The 22,154-nt window shown below is 69.7% G+C and carries 16 protein-coding genes; 9 read left to right on the top strand and 7 right to left on the bottom strand.

What is annotated here, in order from left to right; translation table 11 throughout:
* The first annotated feature begins 131 nt into the window (after positions 1-131).
* Genes EPAKOI_RS24785 through EPAKOI_RS24775 form a run of 3 tightly spaced genes read left to right on the top strand, consistent with a single transcriptional unit; the run spans position 132 to position 4,853 of the window.
* Positions 132-1,487, top strand: a complete 1,356-nt coding sequence (locus EPAKOI_RS24785; protein WP_423193990.1) for an MmgE/PrpD family protein — start codon at positions 132-134, stop codon at positions 1,485-1,487.
* 39 nt (positions 1,488-1,526) lie between these two features.
* Positions 1,527-3,662: an acetate--CoA ligase family protein gene (locus EPAKOI_RS24780; protein ID WP_423193989.1), complete on the top strand. Its 2,136-nt coding sequence runs from the start codon at positions 1,527-1,529 to the stop codon at positions 3,660-3,662.
* Between the two features lie 45 nt (positions 3,663-3,707).
* Positions 3,708-4,853, top strand: coding sequence for an acyl-CoA dehydrogenase family protein (locus EPAKOI_RS24775; RefSeq protein ID WP_423193988.1), 1,146 nt, complete (start codon positions 3,708-3,710; stop codon positions 4,851-4,853).
* A 27-nt stretch (positions 4,854-4,880) separates the two neighbouring features.
* Here the strand turns inward: EPAKOI_RS24775 and EPAKOI_RS24770 are convergent, their stop codons facing one another.
* The 4 genes from EPAKOI_RS24770 to EPAKOI_RS24755 form a co-directional block, all read right to left on the bottom strand.
* Entirely contained in the window at positions 4,881-5,606 is a 726-nt protein-coding gene (locus EPAKOI_RS24770; protein ID WP_423193987.1) for a response regulator transcription factor, read from the bottom strand.
* A gap of 251 nt (positions 5,607-5,857) precedes the next feature.
* Positions 5,858-6,082 carry a hypothetical protein gene (locus tag EPAKOI_RS24765; RefSeq protein WP_124685683.1) on the bottom strand — a complete coding sequence of 75 codons (225 nt, stop codon included), beginning with the start codon at positions 6,080-6,082 and terminating at the stop codon, positions 5,858-5,860.
* A gap of 140 nt (positions 6,083-6,222) precedes the next feature.
* Positions 6,223-7,782, bottom strand: a complete 1,560-nt coding sequence (locus tag EPAKOI_RS24760; RefSeq protein WP_423193986.1) for a methyl-accepting chemotaxis protein — start codon at positions 7,780-7,782, stop codon at positions 6,223-6,225.
* A 165-nt stretch (positions 7,783-7,947) separates the two neighbouring features.
* The gene (locus tag EPAKOI_RS24755; RefSeq protein WP_423194571.1) at positions 7,948-9,363 is read right to left on the bottom strand and encodes a PLP-dependent aminotransferase family protein; all 1,416 of its coding nucleotides are present in this window, start codon (positions 9,361-9,363) and stop codon (positions 7,948-7,950) included.
* Positions 9,364-9,496: 133 nt separating this feature from the next.
* Here EPAKOI_RS24755 and EPAKOI_RS24750 point away from each other — a divergent pair, with 133 nt between their 5' ends.
* Positions 9,497-9,949: a carboxymuconolactone decarboxylase family protein gene (locus EPAKOI_RS24750; protein ID WP_216644010.1), complete on the top strand. Its 453-nt coding sequence runs from the start codon at positions 9,497-9,499 to the stop codon at positions 9,947-9,949.
* Between the two features lie 29 nt (positions 9,950-9,978).
* Here EPAKOI_RS24750 and EPAKOI_RS24745 read toward each other — a convergent pair whose 3' ends face one another.
* The gene (locus EPAKOI_RS24745) at positions 9,979-10,533 is read right to left on the bottom strand and encodes a host attachment protein (protein ID WP_124685679.1); all 555 of its coding nucleotides are present in this window, start codon (positions 10,531-10,533) and stop codon (positions 9,979-9,981) included.
* Between the two features lie 352 nt (positions 10,534-10,885).
* Here EPAKOI_RS24745 and EPAKOI_RS24740 point away from each other — a divergent pair, with 352 nt between their 5' ends.
* Positions 10,886-13,321: a penicillin acylase family protein gene (locus EPAKOI_RS24740; protein WP_423193985.1), complete on the top strand. Its 2,436-nt coding sequence runs from the start codon at positions 10,886-10,888 to the stop codon at positions 13,319-13,321.
* A 253-nt stretch (positions 13,322-13,574) separates the two neighbouring features.
* Here EPAKOI_RS24740 and EPAKOI_RS24735 read toward each other — a convergent pair whose 3' ends face one another.
* On the bottom strand, positions 13,575-16,595 hold the full coding sequence (locus EPAKOI_RS24735; RefSeq protein ID WP_423193984.1) for an FAD-binding and (Fe-S)-binding domain-containing protein: 3,021 nt from the start codon (positions 16,593-16,595) through the stop codon (positions 13,575-13,577).
* Positions 16,596-16,678: 83 nt separating this feature from the next.
* Positions 16,679-17,371: a GntR family transcriptional regulator gene (locus tag EPAKOI_RS24730; protein WP_124685676.1), complete on the bottom strand. Its 693-nt coding sequence runs from the start codon at positions 17,369-17,371 to the stop codon at positions 16,679-16,681.
* A gap of 250 nt (positions 17,372-17,621) precedes the next feature.
* On the opposite strand from EPAKOI_RS24730, the gene EPAKOI_RS24725 reads away from it, so the two are divergent.
* From EPAKOI_RS24725 to EPAKOI_RS24710, 4 genes are all read left to right on the top strand, one after another.
* Positions 17,622-18,827 (top strand): pyridoxal-phosphate-dependent aminotransferase family protein, encoded by a 1,206-nt coding sequence (locus tag EPAKOI_RS24725; protein WP_423193983.1) that lies wholly within the window; start codon positions 17,622-17,624, stop codon positions 18,825-18,827.
* 181 nt (positions 18,828-19,008) lie between these two features.
* Positions 19,009-20,010: a Bug family tripartite tricarboxylate transporter substrate binding protein gene (locus EPAKOI_RS24720; protein ID WP_124685674.1), complete on the top strand. Its 1,002-nt coding sequence runs from the start codon at positions 19,009-19,011 to the stop codon at positions 20,008-20,010.
* 72 nt (positions 20,011-20,082) lie between these two features.
* The gene (locus EPAKOI_RS24715; RefSeq protein WP_124685673.1) at positions 20,083-20,589 is read left to right on the top strand and encodes a tripartite tricarboxylate transporter TctB family protein; all 507 of its coding nucleotides are present in this window, start codon (positions 20,083-20,085) and stop codon (positions 20,587-20,589) included.
* Positions 20,590-20,601: 12 nt separating this feature from the next.
* Positions 20,602-22,128 carry a tripartite tricarboxylate transporter permease gene (locus tag EPAKOI_RS24710; protein WP_124685672.1) on the top strand — a complete coding sequence of 509 codons (1,527 nt, stop codon included), beginning with the start codon at positions 20,602-20,604 and terminating at the stop codon, positions 22,126-22,128.
* Positions 22,129-22,154: the final 26 nt, after the last annotated feature.

The following is a 22,154-nucleotide window of genomic DNA, read 5'->3' as shown; positions in this document are numbered from 1 at the left end:
CGAGTATGCACCAGCCCGGGCCGGGCCGGATACGCGGCCGGGCTCGGGAGCTTTCACCAAATGTCAAAGCTGGGCCGGTGGCGGTTCGTACGATGGAGGCATTCCAGAGGAGACCACCGGAGACCCCCGGCATGCTGATCGACCGATTTGCCGACTATGTCGGCAGCCAGGCCCATGCGCCGCTGCCCGACGACGTACAGCACCACGCCCGGCGCGTGGTGATCGACTGGTTTGCCGCGCTGCTGGCCGGCGTGCCGATGGCGCCGGGCCAGCAACTGATGGCGGCCCATCGCGCCGAACTGGGCGTGGGACACAGTACCGTGCTGGGCCATGGCACCACGGCCTTCCCGGCGCTGGCCGCGTGGATCAACGGCAGCGTGTCGCACGCGGCCGAGTTCGACGACATCTACCGCGACGCGGTCTATCACCCGGGCTGCCCGACCATCGCCGCCGCCCTGGCCGTGGCCGAGCAGTGCGACGCCAGCGGCACCGACCTGCTGCGCGCCGTGGGGGCCGGCTACGAGGTCTCCACGCGTATCGGCGCGGCGATCCAGCCCGCGCACTACCGCTACTTCCATACCACCGGCACGGTCGGCTGCATTGGCGCGGCGGCGGCCGGCGCGCTGCTGCTGGCGCCGGGCGATGCCGGCGTGGCAGGCCATGCGATGGCCACGGCCACCACGTTTGCCTCGGGGCTGCAGCAGGCCTTCCGCTCCGATGCGATGACCAAGGCGCTGCACGCGGGCCATGCGGCCCAGACCGGCGTGCTGGCCGCGCAGGGCGCCGCGCATGGCGTGACCGGCGTGCGCGACATCCTGGAAGGCGACGCCGGCTTTGGCGCGGCGCTGGGCGGCAGCCCGGACTGGTCGCGCGTCACCGACGGCCTGGGCAGCGACTTCCACGTCACGCGCATCACGCAGAAGAACCACGGCTGCTGCGGCCACACGTTCGCCGCCATCGACGCCGCGATGCAGCTCGTGCGCGACCATGACCTCGATCCGTCGCGCATTGCCGCCGTGCACGTGCAGGCGTACCAGGTGGCGCTGGACGTCACCGGCAACTTCCATCCGGCCACGCCGTTCGAGGCGCGCTTCAGCCTGCCCTACGTGGTGGCGCACGGCATCCTGCACGGCGCGGTGCGGCTCGATGCGTTCAGCCCCGCGCGCCTGGCCGATCCCGCCATCCGCGCGCTGATGCAGCGCATCACGCTGGCCGCCGATCCCGCGCTGACCGCCGCCTTTCCGCGCCAGCGCGCCGCGCGCGTGGCGATCGAGATGGCCGACGGCCGCCGCCACGAGCACTTCGCGCCCTACCGGCGCGGCGATCCCGAAGCGCCGCTCGACGACGCGACGCTGGCAGACAAGTTCATGGAGCTGGCCGGCCCCGTGCTGGGCACGATCCGCGCCGCCAGCCTGCTGGACGCGCTGTGGCAGCTCGACGCGCGCCCGGTGCGCGCGCTGGGGCTCGGTGCGCTGCGCGCGCGCTGAAGCCATCCCCTCATTGATACCGAAGCAGACGGAACAGTCATGACGAGAGTCGACAAGGAAATCGTGGCCGGCGCGCCCGCCGTGGCCGCCACGGGCAAGGACCTGGCGCGCGCGCTGTTCGCGCCGCAGGCCGTGGCGCTGGTGGGCGCTTCGGCCGACGAGAAGAAGAACACGGCCCGGCCGTTGCGCTTCATGCGCAAGCACGGCTTCCAGGGCCGCATCCTGCCGGTCAACGCCGGCCGGACCGAGGTGATGGGGCTGGCCGCGTACCCGAGCGTGGCCGCGCTGCCCGAGCCGATCGACCACGCGTTCGTGATGGTGCCCGGCGCCCACGTGGCCGAGGCGCTGGCGCAGAGCGCCGCGCAGGGCGCGCGCGTGGTGACCATCTTCTCCGACGGCTTTGCGGAACTGGGCCAGGCTGGCATGGCGGCGCAGCAGGCGCTGGCCGAGCAGGCGCGCGCGCTGGGCGTGCGCGTGCTGGGGCCGAACAGCATCGGCGTGGTCGACATCCATAGCGGCGCGGTGCTGTCCGTCAACGCGGTGCTGGAGATGGACGCGCTGCATGCCGGCCCCGTCAGCGTGGTGTCGCAGAGCGGGTCGATGCTGGGCGCGCTGCTGTCGCGGGGCGCGGCGCGCGGCATGGGCTTTGCCAAGCTCGTGTCGGTGGGCAACGAATGCGATATCGGCGTGGGCGAGCTGGTGGACCTGCTGGTCGACGACGCCGCCACCGAGGTCATCCTGCTGTTCCTGGAAACGATCCGCGACGCGGCGGTGCTGGGTCCGGCGCTGCGCCGCGCCAGGGCCGCCGGCAAGCCGGTGCTGGTCTACAAGCTCGGGCGTTCGGCGCAGGGCGAGGCGCTTGCCCAGTCGCACACGGGCGCGCTGGCCGGCAACGACGCGGCCGTGGACGCCTTTCTGCGCCAGCATGGCGCGATGCGCGTGGAACTGCTGGAAACACTGTTCGAGGCGGCGCCGCTGGCCAGCCGCTACGCGCGCACGGTGCCCGCGCTGGACCGCGCGCCGCGCGTGGCCGTGGTGACGACGACCGGCGGCGGGGCGGCCACGGTGGTGGACCGCCTGGGCCTGTCCGGCGTGGAAGCCGTGGCGCCGCCCGACGCCTTCATCGCACACATGGCGACGCGCGGCGTGAAGATCCGGCAGACGCCGATCATCGACCTGACGCTGGCCGCCAGCGGCGCGCAGTACCGCGACCTCGTGGAGCAGATGCTGCAGGGCGACTGGTGCGATGCCGTGTTGTGCGTGGCCGGGTCGTCGGCGCAGTTTCATCCGCAGCTTGCGGTCAGGCCCATCGTCGAGGCATCGGCGGTGGGCGGCAAGCCGCTGCTGGCGTTCCTGTCGCCGGAAGCCACGCAGTCGCTGCAGGTGCTGCAGGACGCCGGCGTGCCCGCGTTCCGCACGCCCGAAAGCTGCGCCGATGCGCTGGCCTGCCTGTTCCGCGCGGCCCGGGCGGGCCAGGCGGCGCCCGATGCGCCGCTGCCGCCGCTGGCGTGGCCGGCCGGGCTGCCGACGCAGGGCGACCTCAGCGAGATCGAGGCCGGCGCCGTCTTCGCGGCGCTGGGCGTGCCCGTGGCGCCGGCCGCGCTGGTCGATCCGGCGTCGCTGGCCCACGCGGTGCCGTATCCGGTGGTCGCCAAGGTGTGCTCGCGCGACATCCTGCACAAGACCGAGATCGGCGGCGTGCAGGTGGGCGTGCGCGACAACGCCGAACTGGCCGCCGCCGTACAGCGCCTGATGGCCAACGCGCGCGCCCACGCGCCGGCTGCCCGCGTCGACGGCATCCTCGTCCAGCGCATGGAGGACCGGCTGCTGGAGCTGATGCTCGGCTATCGGCTGGACCCGCTGGTGGGGCCCATCGTCGTGCTCGGCGCCGGCGGCATCACGGCCGAGCTGCATCGTGACGTCAGCCTGCGGCCGGCGCCCGTGAGCCTGGCCGACGCACGGCAGATGATCGACGAAGTGCGGTCCACGCGCATCGTGCGCGGCTTCCGTGGCCTGCCGCGCGGCGACGTCGACGCGCTGGCCGACGCCATCGTCCGCTTCTCTCGCCTGGCGGCGCTGGACGGCGCCACCGTGGCCGAGGCCGAGATCAACCCGCTGTTCGTGCGCGCCGACGGCGTGGTCGGCGTCGACTGCGTGCTGCGCCTGGCCGACTGATCGGCGCGCGCAGCCATCCCCATACCCAGCCTCACCGGAGACACCATGCATTTCAAGCTCACCCCCGAACAGCAGGAATTCCAGGACGCCGTGAGCCGCTTTGCCGAAAAGGCACTGCGCCCCGGCGCCCGCGAGCGCGCCCATACCGACGCCTACCCGTGGGACGTGGCGAAGAAGATGGCCGAGCAGGGCCTGCTCGGCATCACGATTGCCGAGGCCGACGGCGGCCAGGGCGGCACGCTGATGGACGCCGTGATCGCCATCCAGGCCGTGGCGGCCCACTGCCCCCGCAGCGCGGACGTGGTGCAGGCCGGCAACTTCGGCGCGATCCGCGTGCTGGCCGAGTACGGATCGCCGGCGCAGAAGGACAAGTGGCTGGCGCCGCTGCTGCGCGGCGAGACGCTGATCTCGGTTGGCATGACCGAGCCCGAGGCCGGATCGGCCGTCACCGAGCTGAAGACCAGCGCCACGCCCGACGGCGAGGGCTTCCGCATCAACGGCACCAAGATCTTCACCACGCATGGGCCCCATGCCGACGTGATCCTGGCGTACGTGCGATTCGGCCCCGGCGTAGGCGGCATCGGCTCGGTGCTGATCGACACGAAGGCGCCGGGCGTGCGCATCGGCCAGAAGTCGCGCTTCATGTCGGGCGAGGAATGGGCGCAGATCTACTTCGAGGACGTCTACGTGGCGCCGCAGGACGTGCTGCTGGGCGAGGGCGGCTTCAAGAAGCAGATTGCCGGCTTCAACGTCGAGCGCATGGGCAACACCGCGCGCTCGCTGGCGCTGGGCCGCTATGCGTACGAGGTGGCGCGCCAGTGGGCGCTGCAGCGCAAGCAGTTCGGGCGCCTGCTGTGCGAATTCCAGGGTCTGCAGTGGAAGTTCGCCGAGATGAAGATGAAGCTCGATGCCGGCCAGCTGCTGCTGTACCGGGCGGCCAGCAATGCCGACAGCGGCCTGCCGTCGGCCGAGGAAACGGCCATCGCCAAGGCGTTCTGCAACCAGGCCGGCTTCGACATCGCCAACGAGGCGCTGCAGGTGATGGGCGGCATGGGCTACAGCCAGGAGGAACTGGTCGAGTACTGCCAGCGGCGCTGCCGGGGCTGGATGATCGCGGGCGGCTCGATCGAGATCCTCAAGAACCGCATTGCCGAGGCGGTCTTCGAGCGGACGTTCCCGCAGCGGCCCTGATCGCCAGGGGCGCCGGGGGCGCCGGGATCAGGCCGCCTCGGCCGTCACGGCGGCCGACGGCACGCTCAGCATGGCGCCTTTCTCGCGCGCGCGGAACACGGCCTCGGTCTTGCTGCGGGCCGCCAGCCGGCGGTAGATCTGCAGCGTGTGGCTCTTGACCGTTGGCACCGAAATGTCCAGCCGGCGGCTGATCAGCTTGATCGACATGCCCTTGGACAGCAGCACGAGCACGTCGTACTGGCGCTGCGTCAGGTTCAGCAACTGGGCCTCGGCGGCAAACGCGGGCAAGCCCTGGCCGACATTGCGCGCGGGCACCATCGGCAGGACCACGGCGACCCCATCGTCGGCCAGCGCGGCTTCGCGGCCGGGCTCCGTGCCGCCGGTGCGCATGGCGCCGATGATCCGGCGCATGGTCTGCTCGATGTCGTCGGCCGGGGCGTTCTCCGGCAGCCACGACAGCAACGGCGACACTGTGCGCGGGGGCGTCCACTGGACCGTGCCGCTGGAGCCCAGGTACAGCACGCCCCGGACGGCGTCGGCGGTGCCCAGCAGTTCGAGCGTGGCGGCGTCGTACCCCTGGAACAGGTCGCCGACGATCAGCAACTCGATGCCCCGCAGGGAATGAGCGCGCGATGGCGATGGCGACAGCGCAGGCGAGACCACGCTGGCGTCGTGGACGTCCGCGATCCGGTGCAATACCTGCTGGATGCCAAGGCCGATCAGCGGCCTGGACTCTAGAACCGCAGCCTTCATCTGAAGCTCCCCTTGTTTCTGATTTTGTGTTTGAAAAAGGAGCAGCGCAAAAACCGTTCCAGAATGAAAATCGCGCCACAACCCGCATGGCGCCGTGAAAACCTGACCGGCGCCCGTTACGTGTTACGTAACATTGGGCGCCGCACGTGCTGCAATATTTACCTTTTTTCCGATGCCAGATTAAGGTGGGGTTAAGTCTAAATGTATGCATGCCCCGCCGTTGGGGGGTATTCGGATAATCGCCGCAGCATTTACTGGCTGGTCGCGTCCGCGTCGCCTTCGCCCGCCAGGCGCTCGTTCGGCGTCTTGCCGGGCGCGGGGTGCTCGGGCTTGAGTACGTGGCCGGAGGTTTCGTCGTCGACGAGTCCATTACCGTCGCCGGACACCTTGATTTCGACTGTCTGGTTTTCGCTCGCCTTGTTCGCGTCGTTTTCGGCGGGGGTGTTTTGCGGGGCATTGTCGCGGGGCGTATTCATCTTGGACTCCTTTGGCTGCTGAATAAGACATGGGTAACCGGATGTGCTTGGCGCAGCAAGGTTCAGACCAAGGTTTGCCGCCGGAACGCAAAAAGGCCCGCATCGCTGCGGGCCTTTGATACCGGCGCGAAGCCGGCGGGTTACAGCGCACCGGCCAGCCGGAACTGGCCCACGGCGCGGTGCAGCGCGTCGGCCTGGTCCTCCAGCGACGCGGCGGCGGCCGTGGCCTGCTCCACCAGCGCGGCGTTCTGCTGCGCCATCTGGTCCATCTGCGACACCGCCTGGTTGACCTGCTCGATGCCGCCGGTCTGTTCCTCGGTGGCGGCGCGCATCTCGCCCATCAGGTCGGTCACGCGCTTGACGGCCTCGACGATCTCTTCCATGGCCTTGCCGGCGCCTTCCACCAGCGTCGCGCCGTCTTCCACGCGCTGGGCCGAGTTGTCGATCAGCGACTTGATTTCCTTGGCCGCCGTGGCGCTGCGCTGGGCCAGGCTGCGGACTTCCCCGGCCACCACCGCGAAGCCGCGGCCCTGCTCGCCGGCCCGGGCCGCTTCCACGGCCGCGTTCAGGGCCAGGATGTTGGTCTGGAAGGCGATACCCTCGATCACGGCGATGATGTCCACCACCTTGCCCGAGGCGTCCTTGATCTCGCCCATCGTCGCCACGACCTTGTGCACGATCTCGCCACCGCGCACGGCGATATCCGATGCGCCCTCGGCCAGGTGCGCCGCCTGGCGCGCGTTATCGGCGCTCTGGCGCACGGTGCTGGTCAGTTCCTCCATGCTCGCGGCGGTCTGTTCCAGCGACGCCGCCTGTTCCTCGCTGCGGCGCGACAGGTCGACGTTGCCGGCCGAGATCTGGCGCGCCGCCCCGGCGATGGCGTCGGCGGAGCCGCGGATCTGGCCGATGGCGCCGGTCAGCCGTGCCTGCATCTGCTGCATGTTGTACAGCACGCTGTCGCGGTCGTGCGGTGCGGTCTCGACCTGCGTGGCAAGGTCGCCCTCGGCGATGCGCGCGGCAATGTGCGACGTCAGCGCCGGTTCGCCGCCAAGCTGCTTCTGCAGGCTTATCGACACCCGCACCATCACCACGCTCATCAGCGCGCCCACGGCCACCAGCCAGCCCAGCGCCTTCCAGAGCGCGGCGCGGAATTCGGCGTGGATGTCGTCGAGGTACAGGCCGGCGATGAAGTCCCAGTCCCACGGCTTGAAGTTCAGCGTGTAGCTGAGCTTGGGCTGCGGCGCCTCGGCGCCCGGCTTGGGCCACAGGTATTCGATGAAGCCCTTGCCGGTGGTCTTGCCGATCTGCGCGATGTCGCGGAACAGGTAGACGCCGTTCGGGTCCTTCATGTCGCCCATGAACTTGCCATTGAGTTCGGACTTGATCGGATGCATCAGCACGACCATGTCGGAGCGCATGATCGTGAAGTAGCCGTCGGCGCCAAAGCGGATGGCCCGCACGCGGTCGATGGCCTGCTTCTGCGCGTCCTCGCTGCTCAGCTTGCCGGCGCGCGCCAGCGCCTCGTATTCAGCAACCACTGAATTTGCCGCGTCGGTCACCTGCTCCAGCGCCACCTTGCGGTCCTCCAGGCGCTGCTCGCGCATCTGCCAGACGTTCCACAGCGTGATGGCCAGCAGGCAGGCCCAGCTCAGCACCAGGGGCAGCATGAGCTTCTTTCTCAGACTCAGGTTTTGCAGCATCCAACTCCTCCATTTCGCTTCGTTGATCGGCGGGACGTTTGGTCGCACGTCCTCTATGAGCGGCGCTAACGGCCGTCCGGAGCCGAAACTTGACTGAGGATTGATACCAATAGTGTGGGTAGTGGCGTGGGCGCCGCTTTCCGGGCGCCCCATGCCACGCATGGCTCACGCGAACATGCGGATCAGCTGCTGCAGCCGGTCGCAGGCGTTCGGCACCTGCCGCTCGATGGCCGTGGCCACGCCTAGCAGCAGCCCGGCGCGGGCCGTGCCGGGGTCGCAGTAGAAGCCGGACAGCGGCGCCGGCGCCAGCCCGTAGGCATAGGCTTCGCGGGCGATGCGCCGGTCGTCGGCGCCATCGGGCAACTGGACGACGACAGCCAGCCCGGCCGCGTAGGCGTGGAACTGGCGCGCCTGCAGCGCGGCCAGCAGCGTCTGGCTGCGCTGGGCGTAGATCCGCTTCATCCGGCGCAGGTGGCGCATGTAGTGGCCGTCGCGCATGAATTCGGCGGTGGCTAGTTGCACGGCCGGGCCCGGCGCCGATCCCAGGCAGGCCACGGCCTCCTCGAAGCGGCCGACCAGCGCGGGCGGCGCGACCACAAAGCCAAGCCGCAGCGTGGGGCTGATGGTCTTGCTGAACGAGCCGATGTGGATCACGCGGCCGGCGCGGTCCAGCGACGCCAGCGCCGGTGCCGCCCGGCGCCGCAGCTGCAACTCGCCCAGGTAGTCGTCCTCGATGACCCACGCGCCGGCCCGGCCCGCCCAGTCCAGCAACTGCATGCGCCGTGCGAGCGACAGCGTCGGCCCCAGCGGCGCGTGCTGGCCGGGCGTCACCAGCGCCACGGCGGCGTCGGGCGCCAGCCGCTCGCCCTGCGCCACGTCCAGCCCGTCCTCGTCGACCGGCACCGCAACCGTCCGGAACTGGGCGATCGACAGCGCGGTGCGGCTGGGCAGGAAGCCGGGATTCTCGACCCAGGCCGCGCGGCCCGGCGCCGGGATCACGCGCAGCGCCACGCCCAGCGCGCCCGTGAAGCCGGCGGCGATGAAGACCTGCGACGGCTGGCAGTCGATGCCGCGCGACAGCGCCACGTGGGCCGCGATCTCACGACGCAGCGCGTGCTCGCCGCGCGGATCGGGGTACGACGCGGGCGCCTCCACCTCGTCGCGCACGGCCCGCGCGCGCAGCCGCGCGACCAGCGACGCCGGAAAGCAGTCGGACGCCGGCACGCCCATCTGGAACACCGCCGGCCCTGGCAGAAAGTGCTGGTACAACGCGGACTGCAGGTCGGCGTCGATGGACCGCGCCGCGCCGGTGGGGCCGGGCAACGCGGCCGGCTGGTCCGCCACCCGCGTGCCGGCGGCGCGCGATGCGACCAGCAACTGCGCATCGACCAGCCGCTCGTAGGCGGCCTTGACCGTGCCGCGCGCCACGCCAAGCTGGGTGGCAAGGTCCATCCACGACGGCAGCCGCGCGCCGGGCGCCAGCACGCCGCTCTCGATGGCGGCGGCGATACCGGCGCGGATCTGCTCCGCAAGTGACGTGCGGGACGTGCGGTCAAGCTGCAGGTGGAGTGGGGGCGGCATGGTCGGGGGCGGTGCGGGATCGGCGTGGTACAGCCGGTTGCGCGCATCTTGGTGCTTTTCGGTGTACCAGCCGGCGTCCATGATTCTACCCATCGGCCGGGCGCTCGACCCGGCCTTCCACGACAGACAGGAGTTGGCAATGCGACTGGACTACACCAAGGCGGCGCCGGGCGGCGTGAAGGCATTCGGCGGCGTCTACGGCTACATCATGCAATCGGGGCTCGAAGACGTGCTGGTCGAGATGGTCTACCTGCGCGTAAGCCAGATCAACGGCTGCGCGTACTGCCTGGACATGCACACGCGCGACCTCGTCAGGAAGGGCGTGTCGCCGCAGAAGCTGGCGCTGGTGCAGGTCTGGCACGAGGCGGGCAGCCTGTTCAGCGCGCGCGAGCAGGCGGCGCTGCGCTGGGCGGAATCGGTCACGCGCGTGGCCGAGACCCACGTGCCGCAGGCGGATTTCGACGCCGCCGCGGCCGTGTTTGCCGAGAAGGAACTGGCCGACCTGACGATGGCGATCGGCCTGATGAACGCGTTCAACCGGCTGGCCATCAGCTTCCGGCGCGGCCCGGAGCCGGCCGAAGGCTGAGTACCCCGGCTGCCGGTGACGATGGCGGCTTAGCGCATCGGCAGGCTGTCGATGGCGTTGCCGCCGCCCTGGCCGGTGGGCACGCGCGCGTCGCGGCGGGCCGGCACGATGCCATCGTCGGCCAGCCGCTGCTGCAGGGTGCGGTTGTCGAGCTGGCAGTAGTCCTTGCCGATCTCGCGCGTGATGGCGTCGCTGACCGACGCCGGCAGCGCCTGCCGCAGCAGCCCCAGAAAGCGCGGCGGCGCGATCACGACCAGCTCGTCGAACCGTTGCCGGTTGCGCGCGTCCTCCAGCAGCTTCGCCACGCGGCGCGAGAAAAGCTGCGCCTCCTGATGCAGGGCGTCCTCGCCGGCCGACGACACCACCGTGGCCGTGCGGCCCGCGTGCGCGCCGGGGTGGCCGGCATCGCCCTGCACCGGGGCCTGCCCACGGCGGCCGTAGGCGTCGCGGCGCAGGTCGGCATTGTCGGCATGGGCGCCGGCGTCCGTGACCTTCTCGACTTCTTCCAGGCGGGCGTTGTCGCCCTGCGGTGCCAGCACGCGGGCGACACCTTCGTCCGCCACCAGTATCCAGACTGTTTTCATGGGAAGTCTCCGATTGGGGCCTGCAAATCAGGCCCGTGGAGAGAGAGGCTTGCAAACACCACGCCACGCCCGCCGGAGTGCGCGCGCGGCGGGTCGCGGCGGCGCCGATTGCAGCTTCGACGGGCAGCGTCGCAAGATTTGCAGCCCAGGCGTCATCAACGTAATCAAAACGCCCGGCCATCCGCGCCGGGATTGGTTGCCGCACCAGATGAGAATCATTATCAGCCTCGGCTTGCGGCGCCGGACGTGGCCGCCGCACCGCATGGACGATGCGGCGGGGTTGCGGCGGCGCATGATCGCCGTGGCCGTCACATTCCGCTATCCTCGCAGCAGTTTCCGCCGAGGAGTCGCGATGTCCCGTCTGATCCGTCCATGGCGCGGCGCTGTTGCCGTCGCCGCCTGGCTGGCCGCCGCCAGCCTGCCCGCCGGAGCCGCCGGCCCCGACAAGTTCGCCGTGCCGGGCCTGGAAAAACCGGCCACGGTGCTGGTGGACCGCTGGGGCGTGCCGCACATCTACGCCAATACGCTTTACGACGCGTTCTACGTGCAGGGCTTCATGGCCGCGCGCGACCGGCTCTGGCAGATCGACCTGTGGCGCAAGCGCGGGCTGGGCGAGATGGCCAGGGACTTCGGCCCGGCCTACGTCGACGGCGACCGCATGGCGCGCGCGGTGCTGTTCCGCGGCGACATGTACCGCGAATGGCTGGCCTACGGGTCCGATGCCAAGCGCGTGGCCGAGGCATTCGTGGCCGGCGTGAACGCCTACGTGGCGCAGGTGGAGGCCCGCCCGGAACTGCTGCCGCCCGAGTTCAAGATCCTCAACTACAAGCCGTCGCGCTGGCGCGCCGAGGACGTGGTGCGCATTCGCCACCACGGCCTGACGCTGAACTTCACCGGCGAGATTGACCGCGCGCAGGTGTTCTGCCACGCCAGGCCGAACGCGGTACGCGCCGACTGGGTGCGCCGCGAACTCGATCCGCCGGTGGAGCCCAGGCTGCCGGACGGGCTGGACCCGTGCGGGCTGCCCGGCGCCGAACTGCGCAAGGCGTACGACCTGGCCACGGCGCCGCCGCGCTTTCCGAAGGACTGGTGGCAGGGCGCCGCCAAGGCCGCCAGCCTGCCGGTGGACCAGCTCTACGCAACGGTGGACGCCAACAGCGACACGGGCCGCAGCCTGGGCTCGAACAACTGGGTCATCGCCGGCAGCCGCACCACCACGGGCCGGCCGATCCTGGCCAATGATCCGCACCGCGCGCATGGCGCGCCGAGCCTGCGCTACATCAGCCACCTGAACGCGCCGGGGCTGTCGGTGATCGGCGCGGGCGAGCCGTTCCTGCCCGGCATCTCGATCGGCCACAACGGCACCATCGCGTTCGGCCTGACCCGGTTCTACATGGACCAGGAAGACCTCTACGTCTACGAGACCAATCCCGCGCAGCCACACGAATATCGCTACAAGGGCCGCTGGGAGCCGATGGAAACGGTCACCGAGCAGATCGCCGTGCGCGGCGAGCCCACGCCCCGCAAGGTGACGATCGACTACACGCGGCACGGGCCGGTGCTGTACGCCGACACCAAGGCCGGCCGCGCCTACGCGCTGCGCGCCGCGTGGCTGGACTACGGCATGGCGCCGTACTTCGGGTCGATGGACTACATGCGCGCCCAGAACTGGGACCAGTTCCGCGCGGCGATGAACCGCTGGGGCGCGCCCGGCGAGAACCAGGTGTACGCGGACCGCACCGGCAACATCGGCTGGATTCCGGGCGGCCTGACCGTGAACCGCCCGAACTGGGACGGCCTGATGCCGGTGCCCGGCGATGGCCGCTACGAGTGGGCCGGGTATCGCAACATGGACGAGCTGCCGTGGGCGTTCAACCCGGCGCCGGGCTTCGTCGTGACGGCCAACGAGAACAACATCCCGCCCGAGCATCCGGCCGCGAAGATCGGCGTGGGGTACGAATGGAGCGACAGCTCGCGCGCACGCCGGCTCAAGGCGCTGGTGGCGGCGAATCCGCGCAGTTCGCTGGAGGATTCGATGGCGTGGCAGAACGACACCGTGTCGCTGCCCGCGCAGCGCGTGGTGGCGCTGGTCAAGCCGCTGAACAGCAGCGACCCGCAGGTGCAGCGCGGGCTGGACCTGCTGCGCAACTGGGACGGCAACGCCCGCGCCACCAGCGCGCCGGCCGCGCTGTTCGAGGTCTGGTTCAGTAAGTACCTGCGCCCGGCCGTGGTGCGGGCCGCGCTGCCGGCGGACGCGTCGCGCCTGGTCGGCGCCGGCGACGCCAGCCGCGTGATCGCGGTGCTGGAGCGTCCCGACACGTGGATGGCGATGGACAAGCGCAACGACATCCTGTTCGGCACGCTGAAGTCGGCCATGGTCGAAGTCGAGAAAAAGCTCGGCACCGACCCGAAGGCGTGGCAATGGGGCAAGCTGCACACGGCCGTGTTCAACCACCCGCTGGACCCGATCCTCGACGCCACGCAGCGCCAGCAGTTCGACGTCAACGCGGGCCCGATCGGCGGGTCGTCGTTCACGCCGATGAACACGAGCTACCGCAACAGCGACTTCCAGTTGACCGCCGGCGCGTCGTTCCGCATGGTGCTCGACGTCGGCAACTGGGACGCCTCGCGCGCGGTCAACACGCCGGGACAGTCGGGCAACCCGGCCAGCCCCCACTACCGCGACCTGGCGCCGCTGTGGGCCAAGGGCGAGTATTTCCCGCTGGTCTACACGCGCAAGGCGGTGGAAAAGGAAAGCAGGGAACGGGTGGAACTGGTGCCGCAGTAGGGGGGGTGTGCTCCCCTCTCCCGCTTGCGGGAGAGGGGCGGGGGAGAGGGCCAGTGGTGCAAATTGCGACGGTCGGCAAGCAGAACCTCGTCGCCCTCTCCCCCAACCCCTCTCCCACGGTGTGGGAGAGGGGAGCAAGGCACGTAGTGGGCGACGACAGGTCGCGATTTCAGGCGCCGGCCCTCTCCCCCAACCCCTCTCCCACGGTGTGGGAGAGGGGAGCAAAAACAAACCAAACCAAACCAAATCAGACCTACAACGCCATCTCCAGCACCCGGGCTACGTGGATGGCCTGGCGGCCGGTGCCGTCGTGGATCTGGTGGCGGCAGCTGGTGCCGTCGGCGACGACCAGCGTGTCGGCGTCGGCCTTGCGTACGGCGGGCAGCAGCGACAGCTCGCCCATCTTCATCGAGACCGCGTGGTGCTCGGCCTCGTAGCCGAAGCTGCCGGCCATGCCGCAGCATGACGATTCGATCAGCGACGTCTTCAGCCCGGGAATCCAGCCCAGCACCTGTTCCACCGGCCGTACCGCGTCGAATGCCTTCTGGTGGCAGTGGCCGTGCAGCAGCGCCTGGGCGTGGCCGACTGGCTTCAGCGCCGGGGCAAAGCGGCCGGCGGCGTGCTCGCGGACCAGGAATTCCTCGAACAGGAACGCGTGGTCGGCCAGCCGTCGCGCGGCGTCGCCGTAGCCGTACTGCAGGAATTCGTCGCGCATCGACAGCAGGCACGACGGCTCCAGCCCCACCACCGCCACGCCCCGTTCGACGTACGGCAGCAGCGCGTCGAGCGCGCGCCGGGCCTCCGCGCGGGCCTCGTCGACCAGCCCGGCGGCCAGGAACGTGCGGCCGCAGCAGAGCGGGCGCTCGCCGGGCACGCCGGACAGGTGGACGGTGTAGCCGGCCGCCTGCAGCACGCGCTGCGCCGCGCGGGCGTTTTCGGGCTCCATGTGGTTGTTGAAGGTATCGACGAACAGCAGCACTTCCTTGTCCGCCGTGGGCTGGGCGACATAGTCGTCGCGCACGAAGGCCGGCTGCCAGCGCGGCAGCGAGCGCCGCGCGGACAGGCCCAGCAGCCGCTCGCCAAGCTGCGGCAGCCCCGGCACGCGGTCGCGCAGGTTGAACAGCCAGGGCAGCTTGCTGGCGATGCCGGCGTAGCGGGGCAGGAAGGCCACCAGGCGGTCGCGCGCGCGCAGGCGGCCGGCGCGGGCGTTGGCGGCGCGCACCTCGATCTTCATCTTGGCCATGTCGATGCCGGTCGGGCAGTCGCGCTTGCAGCCCTTGCACGACACGCACAGGTCCATCGTCTCCTTGACGGCCGGGTCGAGCAGCCCGTCGGGGCCAAGCTGGCCGGACAGCGCCAGCCGCAGCGTGTTGGCGCGGCCGCGCGTCAGGTGCTGCTCGTCGCGCGTGACGCGGTAGCTGGGGCACATCGTGCCAGCGTCGAACTTGCGGCAGTGGCCGTTGTTGTTGCACATCTCCACGGCGGCGGCCAGGCCGCGCGCGGGGTCCAGGCCCGTGCCCGGCGCGCTCTCGGCCTCGGTGACGGGGTCTCGCGTGACGTTCCAGGCCGACCAGTCCAGCGCCGGCGTCAGCGGCGTGACGGTGTAGCCGGGCGGAAAGCGGAACAGCGCGGTGTCGTCCATCTTCGCCGTGCGCACGATCTTGCCCGGGTTGCAGCGATTGTCCGGATCGAACAGCGCCTTGACCTCTTCGAACGCGCGCGCCAGCGACGGCCCGAACTGCCAGGCCACCCATTCGCCGCGGCACAGGCCGTCGCCGTGCTCGCCCGAGTAGGCGCCCTTGTACTCGCGCACCATCGCGGCGGCTTCCTCGGCGATGGCGCGCATCTTGGCCGCGCCGTCGCGGCGCATGTCCAGGATCGGCCGCACGTGCAGCGTGCCCACGCTGGCGTGGGCGTACCAGGTGCCGCGCGTGCCGTGCTTGTGGAAGACCTCGGTCAGGCGCGACGTGTACTCGGCCAGGTGTTCCAGCGGCACCGCGCAGTCCTCGATGAACGACACCGGCTTGCCATCGCCCTTCATGCTCATCATGATGTTCAGCCCGGCCTTGCGGACTTCCCACAGCGCCTTCTGCGGGCCGGCGTCGGGCATCTCGACCACCGATCCGGGCAGGCCCAGGTCGGCCATCAGCTCCACCAGCTGGCGCAGGCCGCGCAGCGTGGCGTCGCGGTCCTCGCCGGCGAACTCGACCAGCAGGATGGCCTCGGGCTCGCCGATCAGCGCGCGCTCGATCACGGGCCGGAACGCGGGGTTGCCGCGCGCCAGGTCGATCATCGTGCGGTCCACCAGCTCCACGGCGGCCGGCTTGAGCGCGACGATATGGCGCGTCAGGTCCATCGACTGGTAGAAGGTGGGGAAGTTGACCACGCCGAGCGTCTTGTGCGTGGGCAGCGGCGCCAGCTGCAGCGTGATCTGGCGGAAGTAGGCCAGCGTGCCTTCGGAGCCCACCAGCAGGTGCGCCAGGTTGACGCTGCCGTCGGCCGTGTAGGGCCGCTCGTTGCGCGGCGCGAAGATGTCGAGGTTGTAGCCGCCCACGCGGCGCAGCACCCGGGGGTACATCTGCGCGATGGCATCGGCTTCGCGCGCGGCAATGCGGCGCACGCCGTCGGCGATGGCGCGGTGCGGGGCGTCGTCCGCCGGCCACTGCGTGTCGAAGCGCACGTCGTCGCCATTGGCCAGGATGGCCTGTACCCCCAGCACGTTGTGCACCATGTTGCCGTACTGGATGGAGCGCGAGCCGCACGAGTTGTTGCCGGTCATGCCGCCGATCGTGCATTGCGCGGCCGTGGACACGTCCACCGGAAACCACAGGCCGTGCGGCTTGAGCCAGGCGTTCAGGTGATCCAGCACGATGCCGGGCTGCACGGTCACCGTGCGCGCCACGGGATCGAAATCGACCACCTGGTTCAGGTACTTGCTGTTGTCGATGACCAGCGCCTCGCCCACGGTCTGGCCGCACTGGCTGGTGCCGCCGCCGCGCGGTAGCAGCGGCGCTTTGAGGTCGCGGGCGATGTCCAGCGCCAGCCTGGCGTCGGCTTCGTCGCGCGGCACCACCACGCCCAGCGGCATGATCTGGTAGATCGACGCGTCGGTGGCATAGCGGCCGCGGCTGGCGGTGTCGAACAGCACGTCGCCGCGCAGTTCGGCGGCCAGGCGCCGGTACAGCGGCGATTGCAGGGCAGGGGCGGAAGCCGCGCCGGGCATGAAGCGCAGCGGCTGCACGCCGGGCGGCGTGGGAGTGACGGGCAAGGCCATGGGCGGGGATGTCTCCGGGTTGCGGGCGCCTTGCCGGACCCCGCCACCTGTGCCCGATGCGCGCCGTGCGGCGCGCCGGCGGCTCAGGCGGCGACGTCCTGGGCGCGTTCTAGTTCGGCGATCAGCGCGTCGTGCTTGTGCTTCAGGTGCGCGCGCAGGATGTCTCGCAGCGCCGCGCCGTCGCGTCTGGCCAGGGCATCGAGCATGGCGCCGTGCTCGCGCACGGCCATGTCCCATTTGTCGTGGTCGAAGTTCGAGCGGAAGCGCAGCGCCTGGATACGCAGGTTGATGCGGCGATAAGTCTCCTCAAGGATCGGATTGCGAGCGGCGGCGTTGATGGCGTCGTGGATGCGCCGGTTCAGCGCGTAGTAGTTGGGCAGGTCGCGCCGCGCATGGCAGGCCAGCATCTCGAAGTGCAGCGCGCGGATTTCGTTGAGCTCGGCCTCGGTGATGCGCTCGCAGGCCAGTTCGCCGGACATGGCCTCCAGCGCGCCCATCATCTCGAACAGGTGGTCGATGGTTTCCTTCGACAGCACCACCACCTCGGCGCCGCGGTTGGGCAGCAGCGTCACCAGGCCGTCAGCGGCCAGCACCTTGAACGCCTCGCGCAGCGGCGTACGCGACACCTGGAGCAGATCGCACAGCACGCGCTCGTTCAGGCGGGTGCCGGGCGCCAGATCGCCTTCCATGATCATCGTGCGCAGGCGCTGGGCCACCGCCACATGCAGGATCTGGCGGTCGACGGCTGGCGCGGAGAGGGTCGGAATTGTGCTCATCAGGGATCGTGTGGCTTGACAGTATTGTATTCAAAACCTACTCTGGGGCAAGCACGAATCAGGTTCCGGTAGCGTTTTCCCTTACCGGCACCCGGCGGCGACCGGCAGGTATTCCTTATATGCGTTGATTTATAAGGGTTTGTAGCGGAGAGGCAGGTGCTTGCGCCGGCCAACATTATCCCGCATGCCGACGCGGTCGTGCATCCCGGTTTTTTGAATACAAAATTCAAACGTAAGGACGCGAGGCGACATGATCCGACTGAATTCCCATCCGAGTGGCCGGCACTTCCTGCAGATTCCGGGCCCCACCAACGTGCCCGACCGCGTGCTGCGCGCGATGGACTACCCGACCATCGACCATCGCGGCCCCGAGTTCCAGCAACTGGGCAAGAAGGTGCTGGCCGATATCCGCAAGGTGTTCCAGACCACGCAGCCGGTGGTGATCTACCCGGCGTCGGGCACCGGCGCGTGGGAGGCGGCGCTGGTCAACACGCTGTCGCCCGGCGACAAGGTGCTGATGTACGAGACCGGCCACTTCGCCTCACTCTGGAAGAAGATGGCCGACAAGCTGGGCCTGAAGCCCGAGTTCATCGTCGGCGACTGGCGCCATGGCGTGGATGCCGCCGCCATTGGCGCGCGGCTGGCCGAGGACCGCGGCCACGAGATCAAGGCGGTCTGCGTGGTGCACAACGAGACGTCGACCGGCGTCACGTCCGACATCGTGGCCGTGCGGCGCGCCATCGACGGCGCCAGCCATCCGGCGCTGCTGCTGGTCGACACCATCTCGTCGCTCGGTTCGGTCGACTACCGGCATGACGAGTGGGGCGTGGACGTGACGGTGTCGGGCTCGCAGAAGGGGCTGATGCTGCCGCCGGGCATCTCGTTCAACGCGGTCAGCCAGAAGGCCGTGGCGGCGTCTGCCCACGCAAAGCTGCCCAAGGCGTTCTGGGGCTGGGACGAGATCCTGGAATCGAACAAGAACGGCTTCTGGCCGTACACGCCGGCCACGAACCTGCTCTACGGGCTGTCCGAGGCGTGCGACATGCTGTTCGAGGAAGGGCTGCCCAACGTCTTTGCGCGCCACCAGCGCCACGCGGCCGCCACGCGCGCCTGCGTGACCGCCTGGGGGCTGGAGATCCTGTGCCAGAACCCGGCCGAGTACAGCCCGGCGCTGACCGCCGTAGTCATGCCCGATGGCCACAACGCCGACGCGTTCCGCAAGGCGACGCTCGAACATTTCAACATGTCGCTGGGACAGGGGCTGTCCAAGCTGTCCGGCAAGGTCTTCCGCATCGGCCACCTTGGCGATTTCAACGACCTGACGCTGATGGGCACGCTTGCCGGCGTGGAGATGGGGCTGGCGCTGGCCGGCGTGCCGCACCAGACCGGCGGCGTGCTGGCCGCGATGGCCAGCCTGCGCGAGGCGGCGTCGAAGCCGGCGCTGCGCGCGGCGTAGCAGGCCATGGCATGACACAGGCGCCCCGCTTCCCCAGGACAACTGGACGGGAGCGGGGCGCAGATCAGCAGGGATCGGCACAGGCTCGATCCGGTTTTTCCAGGAGTCCGCAGCACCCGCAGTCATCACCGCAAACCGAGGCCGCCCGCCAGAGGCGCCCCGCTACCCTAGGAGACAGATCATGACGTTGCGTTATGCCGCACGCGCGCTCGCGTGTGCTTCGCTGTTCGGCGCTGGTTGGGCCACCCCGGCCCTGGCCTGGGAGCCGACCAAGCCCGTGGAAGTGGTGGTGCCGTTCAGTGCCGGCGGCGCGTCGGACCAGATGGCGCGCTCGATCCAGGGCATCATCGCCAAGCACAAGCTGATGAACCAGCCGATGATCGTCGTGAACAAGGCGGGGGCCAGCGGCGCGGAAGGGCTGATGGACACCAAGGCGTCGAAGGGCGACGCGCACAAGCTGCTGGTCACGTCGTCGGCGCTCTACACGGTGCCGATGATCAGCCAGTTGCCGTTCAACTGGCGCGACCTGACGCCGGTGGCGATGGTCGCCATGGACGAGTTCGTGCTCTGGACCAACGCGCAGGACCCGTACAAGACGCCGTCGGACTACCTGGCCGAGGTCAAGAAGAGCCCGGGCAAGTTCAAGATGGGCGGCACCAGCTCCAAGCGCGAGGACCAGATCATCACCGCGCAGACCGAGCGCAAGGCCGGCGTGCGGTTCATCTACATCCCGTACAAGGGCGGCGGCGAGGCCGCCACGCAGCTATCGGGCAAGCACATCGACTCCAACGTCAACAACCCGTCCGAATCGGTGGGCCAGTGGCGCGCCGGCGAGCACCGCGCGCTGTGCGTGTTCGCGCCGGACCGCATGCAGTACACCTCGAAGATCACCGGCACGCAGAGCTGGCACGACATTCCCACCTGCAAGGAGCAGGGGCTGGACGTGCAGTACCAGATGCTGCGCGTGTTCATGCTGCCCGGCGGCGTCAAGCCGGACCAGCAGAAGTACTACGTCGACCTGATGCAGAAGGTGGTGGCCACGCCCGAGTGGAAGGAATACCTGGAAAAGAACGCGCTCAAGAACGACTTTGTCACGGGCCAGAAGCTGACCGAGTTCCTGACGACCGACGAGACGCGCCACAAGGACATCATCAAGGAAGCGGGCTTCGTGGCGGCCAAGTAGGGCAGGGTGGTCTCCCCCTGGCCCGCCGCGCGGGCGGGGGGGGCCTGACACAAGAGCGGGGAGACGGATTCCATGCACGACGAAACACATGAGGACGCCGCGCCGGCGGCGATATCGGTGCGCGCGGCGGAGATCGCCATGGCGGTGCTGATCGCGGCCGGCGCGGTGGTGGTGATGGTCACCAACTACGGGATCGGCGCGGGCTGGGCGCCCGACGGGCCGCAGGCCGGCTATTTTCCGCTGCGCATCGGCGCGCTGATCTTCATCGCCTGCTTGGCCGTGCTGTGGACGGCGCTGCGCACGCCGAACGATGCCGTCTTCGTGACGTGGCCGCAGTTGCGGCAGGTGGCGGTCATCCTGGTGCCGCTGACCGTGTACGTCGCGCTGATCGGGTTCCTGGGCATCTACGTGGCATCGGCCATCTTCATCGCCGGCTTCATGCTGGCCATCGGCAAGTTTGCGTGGTGGCGTGCCGTGCTGACCGGCGTGGTCATCAACGCGGCGCTGTTCTGGATCTTCGAGATGCAGTTCCGCGTGCCGCTGCCCAAGGGCCCGCTCGAAGCGGCCTTCGGCTTCTGAAGGGGAACGCGCATGGAAGAACTCAATGCATTGATGGGCGGCTTTGCCGTGGCCATGTCGTGGCACAACGTCGGCCTGATGCTGGTGGGCATCCTGCTCGGTATCGTGGTGGGCGTGCTGCCGGGGCTGGGCGGGCCCAACGGCGTGGCGATCCTGCTGCCGCTGACGTTCTCGATGGAGCCCACGTCGGCCATCATCATGCTGTCTTGCATCTACTGGGGCGCGCTGTTCGGCGGGGCCATCACGTCGATCCTGTTCAACATCCCCGGAGAGGCGTGGTCGGTGGCCACGACGTTCGACGGCTACCCGATGGCCCAGCAGGGCGAGGCCGGCCGGGCGCTGACGTCGGCGTTCACGGGGTCGTTCCTGGGCGCGCTGGCCGGCGTGCTGCTGATCACGTTCCTGGCGCCGATGGTGGCAAAGTTCGCGCTGCGGTTCGGGCCGCCGGAATTCTTCGCGGTCTACTTCCTCACGTTCTGCAGCTTCATCGGCATGGGCAAGGAGGCCAAGGCCAAGATCGTGATCGCGATGTGCATCGGCTTTGCGCTGGCGGCGGTGGGCATGGACACGGTGTCCGGCACGCTGCGCATGACCTTCGGCTCCACCGAGCTGCTGCGCGGCTTTGACTTCCTGGTGGTGGTGATCGGCCTGTTCGGCATCAGCGAGATCCTGATGACGATGGAAGAGGGCGTGGCGTTCCGCGGCAAGAAGGCCAGCATCGACCTCAAGGTGGTGCTCAGGACGTGGGCCGAACTGCCGCGCTACTGGATGACGCTGATCCGCTCGTCGGTCATCGGCTGCTGGCTTGGCGTGACGCCGGGCGGCGCCACGGCGGCGTCGTTCATGGGCTACGGCGTGGCCAAGCGCTTCTCGCGCAAGCGCGACACGTTCGGCAAGGGCAATGTCGAGGGCGTGATCGCACCGGAATGCGCCGCGCATGCGGCCGGCACCAGCGCGCTGCTGCCGATGCTGGCGCTGGGCATCCCGGGGTCGGCCACGGCGGCGGTGCTGCTGGGCGGGCTGATGATCTGGGGCCTGCAGCCGGGGCCGCTGCTGTTTGCCGAGCAGAAGACGTTCGTCTGGGGGCTGATCGCCAGCATGTACCTGGGCAACCTGGCGGGGCTGATCGTGGTGCTGTCCACGGTGCCGCTGTTTGCCGCCATCCTGCGCATTCCGTTCGCGATCATCGCGCCGCTGATCCTGGTGGTCTGCGCCATCGGCGCGTTCACGGTGCACAACGCCATGTTCGACGTCTGGCTGATGCTGATCTTCGGCGTCATCGGCTACGTGCTCAAGAAGCTCGACTACCCGCTGGCGCCGCTGGTGCTGGCGCTGGTGCTGGGCGACCGGGCCGAGGACGCGTTCCGGCAGACCATGCTGATGTCGCAGGGCGAGATGAACGTGTTCTGGTCGAACGGCCTGGTCGGCACGATCATGGCGCTGGCCGTGGTGATCCTGGTGTGGCCGGTGGTCGGCGGGGTGCTGGAGAAGTCCCGCCGCCGCAAGATGGTGTCGGCGCCGGGCGGCGCCGCGGAGTAGCCCCGGCCCAGGGCGGGCCGCGACGC

This window comes from Cupriavidus sp. H18C2 (assembly GCF_049393795.1).
GTDB lineage: Bacteria > Pseudomonadota > Gammaproteobacteria > Burkholderiales > Burkholderiaceae > Cupriavidus > Cupriavidus pauculus_C.
Note: the sequence above shows the minus strand (reverse complement) of the source record. Positions and strands in the feature narration are given on the sequence as shown.